Origin of the sequence: Streptomyces sp. NPDC006476 (genome assembly GCF_040612015.1) — a bacterium.
GTDB lineage: Bacteria > Actinomycetota > Actinomycetes > Streptomycetales > Streptomycetaceae > Streptomyces > Streptomyces griseorubiginosus_B.
In genome coordinates this window covers 1-8,450 of sequence record NZ_JBEXPK010000153.1, presented here as the reverse complement: position 1 = coordinate 8,450, position 8,450 = coordinate 1, and the positions used below count along the sequence as shown (strand labels likewise).

At 64.8% G+C, this 8,450-nt stretch carries 5 protein-coding genes and 3 pseudogenes; 4 read left to right on the top strand and 4 right to left on the bottom strand.

All coding sequences use genetic code 11. The annotated features are described in order from the left end of the window. A pseudogene (locus ABZZ74_RS51360) lies at window positions 1–227 on the top strand (ISAzo13 family transposase); the annotation flags it as partial. On the opposite strand, the pseudogene ABZZ74_RS51355 reads toward ABZZ74_RS51360, so the two are convergent. The 3 genes and pseudogenes from ABZZ74_RS51355 to ABZZ74_RS51345 all read right to left on the bottom strand — a co-directional run. After that, window positions 206–577 (bottom strand): annotated as a pseudogene (locus tag ABZZ74_RS51355) (transposase); the annotation flags it as partial. The pseudogenes ABZZ74_RS51360 and ABZZ74_RS51355 sit on opposite strands and share 22 nt — an antisense overlap. A gap of 436 nt (window positions 578–1,013) precedes the next feature. Beyond that, window positions 1,014–2,018, bottom strand: a complete 1,005-nt coding sequence (locus tag ABZZ74_RS51350) for a class I SAM-dependent methyltransferase (protein ID WP_356951020.1) — start codon at window positions 2,016–2,018, stop codon at window positions 1,014–1,016. Next, entirely contained in the window at window positions 2,015–2,737 is a 723-nt protein-coding gene (locus tag ABZZ74_RS51345) for an RraA family protein (protein ID WP_356951019.1), read from the bottom strand. Before ABZZ74_RS51345 ends, ABZZ74_RS51350 begins: the two co-directional genes overlap by 4 nt. A gap of 333 nt (window positions 2,738–3,070) precedes the next feature. Between ABZZ74_RS51345 and ABZZ74_RS51340 the strand changes: the two genes are divergently transcribed. The 3 genes and pseudogenes from ABZZ74_RS51340 to ABZZ74_RS51330 all read left to right on the top strand — a co-directional run bounded on the left by ABZZ74_RS51340 (window position 3,071) and on the right by ABZZ74_RS51330 (window position 7,410). Further along, the gene (locus tag ABZZ74_RS51340; RefSeq protein WP_356951018.1) at window positions 3,071–4,054 is read left to right on the top strand and encodes a hypothetical protein; all 984 of its coding nucleotides are present in this window, start codon (window positions 3,071–3,073) and stop codon (window positions 4,052–4,054) included. An 11-nt stretch (window positions 4,055–4,065) separates the two neighbouring features. Next, the gene (locus ABZZ74_RS51335; RefSeq protein WP_356951017.1) at window positions 4,066–5,943 is read left to right on the top strand and encodes an FAD-dependent oxidoreductase; all 1,878 of its coding nucleotides are present in this window, start codon (window positions 4,066–4,068) and stop codon (window positions 5,941–5,943) included. A gap of 216 nt (window positions 5,944–6,159) precedes the next feature. Beyond that, window positions 6,160–7,410 (top strand): annotated as a pseudogene (locus tag ABZZ74_RS51330) (IS701 family transposase). A gap of 183 nt (window positions 7,411–7,593) precedes the next feature. Here ABZZ74_RS51330 and ABZZ74_RS51325 read toward each other — a convergent pair. Beyond that, entirely contained in the window at window positions 7,594–8,211 is a 618-nt protein-coding gene (locus ABZZ74_RS51325) for a hypothetical protein (RefSeq protein WP_356951016.1), read from the bottom strand. Window positions 8,212–8,450: the final 239 nt, after the last annotated feature.

The window sequence follows — 8,450 nt, the reverse complement described above, 5'->3', positions numbered from 1 at the left end:
GCGGTGACCATGACGTTCCTGGCGCAACTACTGGGCGTCAACCGCACCAACCTGTCCATCCAGTACCAGGACGCAAAACGGCTCCTGGACCTGCAACGGATCCTCGTCACGCCGATACCCGGATCGCCCGCCCGCACCTTGGAACAACTACACGCCCGAACAACCCCCGCGGAAACCCGTCGCTGACAGTTATTGAAATACGGGCCCCGGCGGTGCCGGAATATTGACGCTGTACTCCGGCGGAGGTGGTCCCCTTCTTGATGAAGCCGGTGTCGTCGACGATCAACACGCCGTCGTCATGGCCGAGTTGGTCAGCCACGTACTGCTGCAGGTCGTCGCGGACGCTGTCGGCGTCCCAGCGGCTGCGGGAGAGCAGGTACTGCAGTCCGTCCGGGGTGGCGTGGCCGGCCCACTCGGCGAGCTGCCACCCGTTCTTGCGGCCGACCGGAGCGAGCAGGCCGCGCACGTAGTCCCGCATCCGCCTGCGGGGCTCGATCCGTGTGAAGCGGCTCCCGGTCCGCAGGAAGAGTTCTTCGAGTTCCCGATCCCACGCGCTCGTTGGCGCATCGTTGAGCATGTCGAGGGACTGCTCGCACCAGCTCACGGGCATGCGGCAGAGCACTCGTTCGTGGGGCGCGGGTGGGGAAGTCCGTCCCGCCCACCTGGCACCCCGCTACACTCCACGCCACCAGGCCACTGACCAGCCCAGATACCGAACTACGGCTGGAGTACTAAGTCGGCCCCCTGCAAACGCCGCCGCTCCGCCTCAACCAGACTCAGCTGCCTGCGAGTTCGAGTCCCCATACATCTGGTCTGCCGTACATGGCCGACTCGTCAACCACGGCCCCAAAGATCAGTACCTCATCCCACCGGCTTACACCCACCACCGAAGCCCTCGTCATCCCGAAACGAAAAGCTCAGAAGCCGCGGCGACCAAGGGAAGCTACTCGATGAAAGACCCAGCTGGCATCCGGAGTCGTCTACAGCGCCGGGGCCACCCTTCTCACAGAAGCTCATTGCTTCTCACCAACAGCGACCAGGGCGAATCGAGGTAATATGCACTGCCACTTCGAGGGGCCCATACGCTCGACGACGCAGTCAGACACATGATCTCCCATGTCGTCGAATGACGTTGAAGGCTCCCACCGGAATATTTCCCGAGCGAGTTCGAATGCCGCCCTGGCGGCGCCTTGCTCGCCATGAGCTCGCACCAGCTTGTGCAGCCCGTACATCTGCAGCAGATACTGGCCAAGGGCGGCCTGTGCCTCGTGTTCGGACGTTCCGGTCACCATGATGGGGTCGAACATCAGATTCGTGGTCACACTTCGGAAGCCTGAGCGCGCGAGGCATTCCCGCATCCAGTCGGCGGTGAAGTGTGCGTAGCGATGACCGGTGTCGGACTCCTTGTCGACGACTTCCTGGAACCAGACCGCCATGGGTGACCCTTCGGCGAAGTCGTGGATCACGAATCTGCCGCCTGGTCGCAGTACCCGCCATGCCTCGTCGGCCACGGCCTGTCGCTCCGGCTCCGGCACATGGTGGCTGCCGTAGGCGAGGAGTACACCATCGACACTTCCCGAGTGGAACACCTGTCGCTGGGCGCGCTGTAGGACCGCTGGTATACCTGCCGCCCACGCGCGAGCGACCATGAATGCGGACGCGTCGCACGTCACGATGGTCGTGTCAGGCATGTCGAGACCGAGGCAGACTCGGTGGAGCAGCCCGTCGCCGCCCAGGAGATCCAGCACCACCGGCCGATCCACGGCCGTAGAGCCAACCACCAGGTTCATGAGGCCCCGGATACCCGCGATCCGCGCCTCGGGCCGGGCCTGCTGGGCGGCGACGTAGCTCTCCCCCCGGCCTCCTTGCTGCGAGGCACCGAAGTCGTCACGGTTCTCGTCGGCGTCGCAGCCGAGCGCCCGCTCCTCGTCGATCAGCGCATGCACATGCGGCCAGATCTCTCGTAGCGCCAGGAGTTGGGATTTACGGTCCTCCGGCACAGTCGTTTCGACCGTCATGGAGTATCTCCTTTCGCGGGAACACCAAGGCGAAGGTAGCCGTTGGCGGCTCTGGCGTCGGACAACGGCGCACCCGCCCTGACCGCGGCTAGCACCCGCTTCTCCATGTCGTCGATCCGGTGGATCTCTGTGGCGACGGCGCCGGCCCTCTGCGCCGGGACGACCACGATTCCGGACTCGTCCGCACAGACCCAGTCCCCCGGTTCGACCGTGACGCCCCGGATGGTGACTGGCTCCTGTGTGGCAGCCAGCCTGACCCTGCCACGCCCAGACTTGACGCAGGTGGCCGCTGCCCAGATCGAATAGGCCATCTGGGCGCTGCCTGCGACGTCACGGCAGGCTCCGTCGATCACGGTTCCCGCGACCTTGCGGGCCTGGGCGACCGTGCTGACGAGGTCGCCCCATACTGAACACCAGTCGCGGCCAGCGTTGTCGATCACGACGACTGCCCCAGCGGGCACTTCGTCGATGAAGTCGCCGATGGTGCCCGGCGAAGTCTCGGTCACTGTTTCGTAGCGCAGAGTAAAAGCAGGGCCTACGACCACTTCGTTACCGGTCAGTCTGCGTAGTCCAGTAACCGCGCCGTCAAGGCCGAGCGCGTCCATCGCGTCGGCAATCGTCGAGCAGTTCACATCGCCATTCACAACCCTCAGCAGAGAGACGTTGTCATGGCCTGCTAAAACGTCAACTGGTGCTGTACGCACGTCCTTTGATTCCACAGACCCAGACGGTAGGGCATAGCGACCATGCAGATAAAGGGTCGGCGCTAAAAGAATTTCCAAGAGGGCGCTTTCGTTCGATGGCGAAATAGACGCCTCTCGGTCGAATAGCCTCATTTCGCAAGCAAGTCCAGGGGTTCGCCTCAAATTGATGACATTTAACTCTATCGCACCCGGCGGCCAACCTCGAAAATTGGAAAGTTGATCCGCAGCACCCACGAGGGTAGTTATCCGCTAGTTAGCTGGAAATCTCCACTCGCCGTAATGGTGGAGACCCTCAGGGTGACAATGATCACTCAAAACCGCTTAAAACCAGACAATAAAGGGCACTGAATGACTCGCCGACGCCGCATCGCATACCTCTGCCTCACGGTTCCGCATGACGATCTCCCGGTCGTCGAGGCCTCGTTCGCCCGCCACGATACGGATGTGGAGGTGGTCAAGCTCGCAGAGGCGGACCGCGTCGACTGGGACAGCATCGACCTGTTGAGCCTGCGTATGCTGCGCTACTTCCACTTGGAACCCGATCTGATCCCACGCCTCGACGCCCTTTGCGCACGGGTCAAGGCGAACGTTCCCGGCGGCCTTCCGGTCGTCAACCCTCCGGGGCTCCTGGCCAAGGGGCTCGACAAGTTCCACTATCTCCCCCGGCTCATCGACGCCGGCGTACGGGTAGTGCCGACCGAGTGGGTGCCCAAGGGAACGCAGACCACACTCAGCGCCATCCTGGACCGGACCGGGTGGCGGGAGGCCGTGGTCAAACCGACGCTGTCAGCCAGGGGGTGGAACGCTTTTCGGGTAACCCGTGTAAGGAACCCGATTGCGGATCCCGACGCGGCCGCCGACCATCCACACTTGGTGCTGCCCGATCAGGCGGATGTGGCTGCAGGGAGCTCTGCCGAGCGGAAGTTCGCTGAGCTGACGGCGATGACCACGGTGAGCGTACAGCCCTTCGTCAACGAGATCATCACGCGTGGTGAGACGTCGTTTGTGTTCGTGGGCGGGCAGTTCAGCCATGCGATCGCGAAGTCGGTCGCGGAGAACGGCTGGATCGCACACGAGTCCTTCGGCGGGGTCAACACACGCGTCGAGGTTGGCCCGGACCAGGTTGCGTGGGCCGAAGAGCTGCACATTCTGCTGTGCTCATGGTTCGGCCCGCTGCGGTACGCGCGGATCGACGCCCTACCCGCGCCGCACGGTGGGTTGCAGCTGCTGGAGTGCGAACTGGTTGCTCCCCGACTGTTCCTGCGCGAGGGCGGAGCTCTGGACCGCTATGCCCGCAGCCTGCTCGATGTCGCCCGGAACGGCCGGGGATGAGGAGGCATCACATGGACAGTCATGCTGGCCTGGAGCCGGTAACAGCGAGCTCCGAGACGGATGTCGTGGTCGTGGGCGCGGGCATGGTGGGTTTGCTAGCGGCGCTGAGCTTGGCCAAACGTGGGATGAACGTCACCGTCATCGATGACGTGGTGCACCAGAAGCCCAGCTACAAGGTGGGCGAATCGTTCCTGGTCTCCACCGGGGTTCCCCGCGTGATCGGCGAGCTCGACGACTTTCTCAACGACCAGTGCTTTGTCAAGCTAGGTGTCTGGTTCACCTACGGGATGCAGGGCGAAAGGGAGTTCCGCCCCAAGTCGGAGTGGGTTGTCGCCGCAATGTCGGAGTTCACGCTCCAGGAGATGTCCGACGACCATCGTGACCACTACCTCTACCAACAGGCCAAGGACAAGCTGGCCTTCCGCTCGTTGGCCGTGGACCAGCAGATATGCCGGCCCGACACGGAAGACCTCCTGCGCAAGACCGTGCACTCCAAGCCCAGCATCCGCTTTCTCGACACCGCGCGGGTAACCGATGTCGAGATCGCAGGGAGCGACACCGAAACGCACATCGTGACCTGGACCGACTACAACGCGGACACACAGGGCAGCGTGCACACCCGCTGGGTCATCGACTGCTCCGGCAGGAGCAGGATGCTGGCGACGAAGCTCGGCCACCGCGCCGAGTCGCGGGTGCTCGACGACGGTTTCCAGACCACTGCTCTGTGGGGACAGTTTTCCGGCATCACGGATGAGATGTTCGAACCGGTGTGGCGGTACACCACCGAGGACGGCACCTCCACCCGCAGGGACATGTTCACCCTGCACCTGTGGGGCGAGGGCCACTGGATCTGGGTGATCCGGCTCGCGGGAGGGCGCGTGAGCGTCGGCATCACCTACGACCAGAAGAAGTTGCCCGAGCAGGGCAGCCCACGGGAAAAGTTCTTCGCGGCACTGGCCGCGTATCCCGTCTTCGACGGGGTGATCAGCCAGGACAACCTGCTCGAATTCCGCATGTACCGGAACGTGCAGCACGTGACGGACACCTTCGTACATCCCAAGAGGTACGCGATGATCGGCGACTCCTCGTCAATCATCGACGCCTACTACAGTCAGGGACTGGGGCAGTCCTTCCAGACTATGTGGCACGTCACGAACATCATCGAGAAGGACATCACCCACACCACTCTCGACACCGGCTACATCGACCGGGTCAACAAGGCCACCTTCGAAGACTGGCTGATCATCAGGAACTTCGTCCGGGAGAAGTACACCGGCGCTGTTGCTGACCCTCGATTCTTCCTGCTGTCGCATCTGCTCGACTGGGTGGTCATCTGGTCGACCGGTACCGCCCGATTCCGCTGGACGAACTGGCTCGCGGCGACCGGCGGCGACGCGTCCAAAGAGGACGCAGTGGGCAAGAGAGCACGAAAGTTCTGTGAAACCCACTTGTTCTATTCCAAGGGACAGCCCTGGCACTGGCTGCCGGAGCAAGTGGTCCGACGTCGCCTGGAACGTTTCCAGTCCAAGCTCGGCGAGCGGGCCCGGTGGCGGATCGAGCACGGCATCACCGGGCCGACAGTGTTCTGCCAACTGTCGCTGACCCGTTGCCTGCCGAGCATCTGGCGGCTGCTCGGCAAACCGGAATCGGCACGCGTAGACATCTCCGGGCCAGACTTCGTCGCACCGAGAGAACTCCGCAAACCGTGGGCACGCTCGTGGGTCAACGCCATCCCACTGACCGCTTCGCAGCGGTTCCTACTCGTGCTCAAACTACGCGCTCCCCTGCTCGCAACGCTCTTCCTCGCCTGCTACGCACTGGACGCAGCCGACACGACGTGGCATAAGGCGCAGCACCTGTTCCGCAGCCGACGGCCACGGCAGCTGTAGGTGTGGCTGCGTCGTGAGTTGAGGCTGGTTAGTGGGATGGCCGGGTGCCTGCGGGCATGAGTACGGCCACCTTGATCATGAACGTTTGTGACGACGTTCCAGGTGGCCGGGGAGGCCACGATAGCCGAGCGGGAGTGGACGGCGGCGTTGGGGGCGGTGACCGAGGAGATCGCGGACTGCTTCGAGCGCCGTGAACCACGCGCTGTGGTACGGGAGATGACCGAGGCGATGCTGATGGAGCTGGACACGCGGAACTGCTGGACGCTTGCCGAGGCCCTCGGTCACCGCGGGCCGCACCGGCTGCAGCACCTGCTCTCCCGTGCCGCCGTCGACCATGATCTGGCCCGGGACCGGATCGCCGCCTGGGTGGCCGGTGAACTCGCCGATCCGGACGCGGTGCTGATCGCGGGCGAGACCGGGGACGAGAAGGCATCCACGGACTGCGTAGGCGCGGCCCGCCAATACTCCGGAGCATGGGGCGGTATCGGTCTGTGCTAGGTCGCGGTCCACCTCACCTACGCCGGCCGGCACGGGCACACTCCGATCGAGCGGGCCCTGTACCTCGGCGCTGAGTGGGCCGCTGACGAGGAACGACGCCTGCTCACCCATGTCCCCGACGACGTCGTGTTCGCCACCAAGCCGCAGCTGGCCGGCGCCCTGCTCTCCCGCGCCCGCGGCCTGGGCATCAGGGCCCGCTGGCTGGCCGGCGACGAGGTCTACGGAGGCAAGGAGCTGCGCCGCACGGCCCGCGCACTCGGCTTCGACTACGTCCTGGCCGTCCGCACCGACCACCGCGTGGACACCGCCATCGGCCGCCTGACCGTCACCCAGCTCGCCGCCCGCGTCCCGAGGAAGAACTGGATGCGCTTGCGTACCGGTCACGGCCTCAAGGGCGACCGCCACTACGACTGGGCCATGCTCGAAATCGACCCCGACGACACCCCTGACGGGCACCGCCCCGGGCACGCAACCGTCCCGGTCCGCCGCCACCGCTACACCCGTGAACTCTCCTTCTACCGCTGCCACTCGACCACTCCCGTCACCCTGGCCGATCTTGTGGTGTGTGTGCTGCAGGTGGCGCGTCGAGGAAAACTTCCAGACCTCCAAGGGCGTCTGCGGCCTGGACCAGGGCCAGACCACCTGCTGGAACTCCTGGATGCGCTGGACTTTGATCAGCATGCTCGCGGCCGCAGTCCTGGCCGTCACCCACGCCCGCACCACCACGGCTACCACCACCGGCAGCGAGCTCGTCCCGGCCAGCGGCCGCGAACTGCTCCGACTCCTGAGGATCACCGCCCTGCCTCGCCCCCGACGCGACCGCGACCACCTCCTGCACTGGTCCGCCTGGCGCCGTCACCACCAATACCACGCAGCCGAAGCCCACCGGAGATGGAACAACATCACCGCCACCGCAACGACCTGACCAGCCGCGATGCCCTGCCAAGCAAGCAACTACAGCTGCCGTGACGGCGCAGGACGCTCAAGACGGCTTCTGCTACGACGATCGATCGATAGAGCCGCGAGAGGGAGGTGCTGCGTACCGCCTGGGGCAGCCACGGTTACGGGCGAGTCCAGCTCGTCCACGCCCGAGGCTGCCCCAACTGGGCCCCAGGCTGTTGATCAGTTTGGTAGGGAGCTCGAGTAGTTGTGTCAGGCCTCGGAGGTTGCGGGCTCGTCCTGCGAGGGAGGTTCGAAGGCCTCCGGGGTGGTGTAGAAAATGGAGTGCCCCTGCCTGGTGCGCCGTGCATGGTTCTTGGCGACGAGCCTTTCGAGCGTAACACGCACAATCTTGGCCTTGATCTCACGCTCGGGGTGCTGCTGTTCCAGCGTGGTGGCGATTTCGGCGGCGGAGCGTGGCTCGTGCTGTCCGGCCAGGTGGTCGCGGACGAGATCGACGAGCTTGGGTGCGGCCGACTGCACGGTCTGTGCCGCAGCGGTGCTCTTCTTGCCGACGTTCCTTTGGGCCGGAGCAGCGGATTTGCCGGCCCGTGTCCGGCGGCGCGCCCTCGGTACGGCCGCAGCCTTCTCCTCGCGCGGAGCAGGAACTGTCCTGGCCTCAGGGGCGGTCTGGGTGGGTGCTGCCGGGAGACCGAGCACCTGCTGGACGTTCACCAGGACGGTGTGGTCTTGCTGCAGCGCAGTCAACTGTGCCTTCAGGGCTTCGATTTCACCGCTGACACGCTCCTGCTCCTTGAGGTTGCGCTCAAGGTCACCAGACACCTGTGTGCTGTACTGCGAGGTTAACTCAGTGGTGGTGGTTTTGGACATGAGGCTCACACTTCTTCGCGGGGCCACGTCGGGCGGGTCCCAGACTGTGGCGTGTGCAGACTCTAACCTCGATTCGTCTGTGGTCTGACGGCGTCGTCGTGAACGGCTGGGTGCCCGATATGTCCCTCGCCGTGTGGGGACGGGTCACCGCATGCGCTGCGGGGGCGTCGGCTTCCACGGGGCCGATGGTGGTGCGGTGCTCTCCTCTCCGGCGTCGTCGGGGTGGTGGCCGGCTGTCA

What these genes read in the sequence shown, in the direction of transcription:
- ABZZ74_RS51350 (WP_356951020.1), bottom strand. Translation starts at nt 2,018, where the DNA reads ATGACGGTCGAAACGACTGTGCCGGAGGACCGTAAATCCCAACTCCTG.
- ABZZ74_RS51340 (WP_356951018.1), top strand. Translation starts at nt 3,071, where the DNA reads ATGACTCGCCGACGCCGCATCGCATACCTCTGCCTCACGGTTCCGCAT.
- ABZZ74_RS51335 (WP_356951017.1), top strand. Translation starts at nt 4,066, where the DNA reads ATGGACAGTCATGCTGGCCTGGAGCCGGTAACAGCGAGCTCCGAGACG.
- ABZZ74_RS51325 (WP_356951016.1), bottom strand. Translation starts at nt 8,211, where the DNA reads ATGTCCAAAACCACCACCACTGAGTTAACCTCGCAGTACAGCACACAG.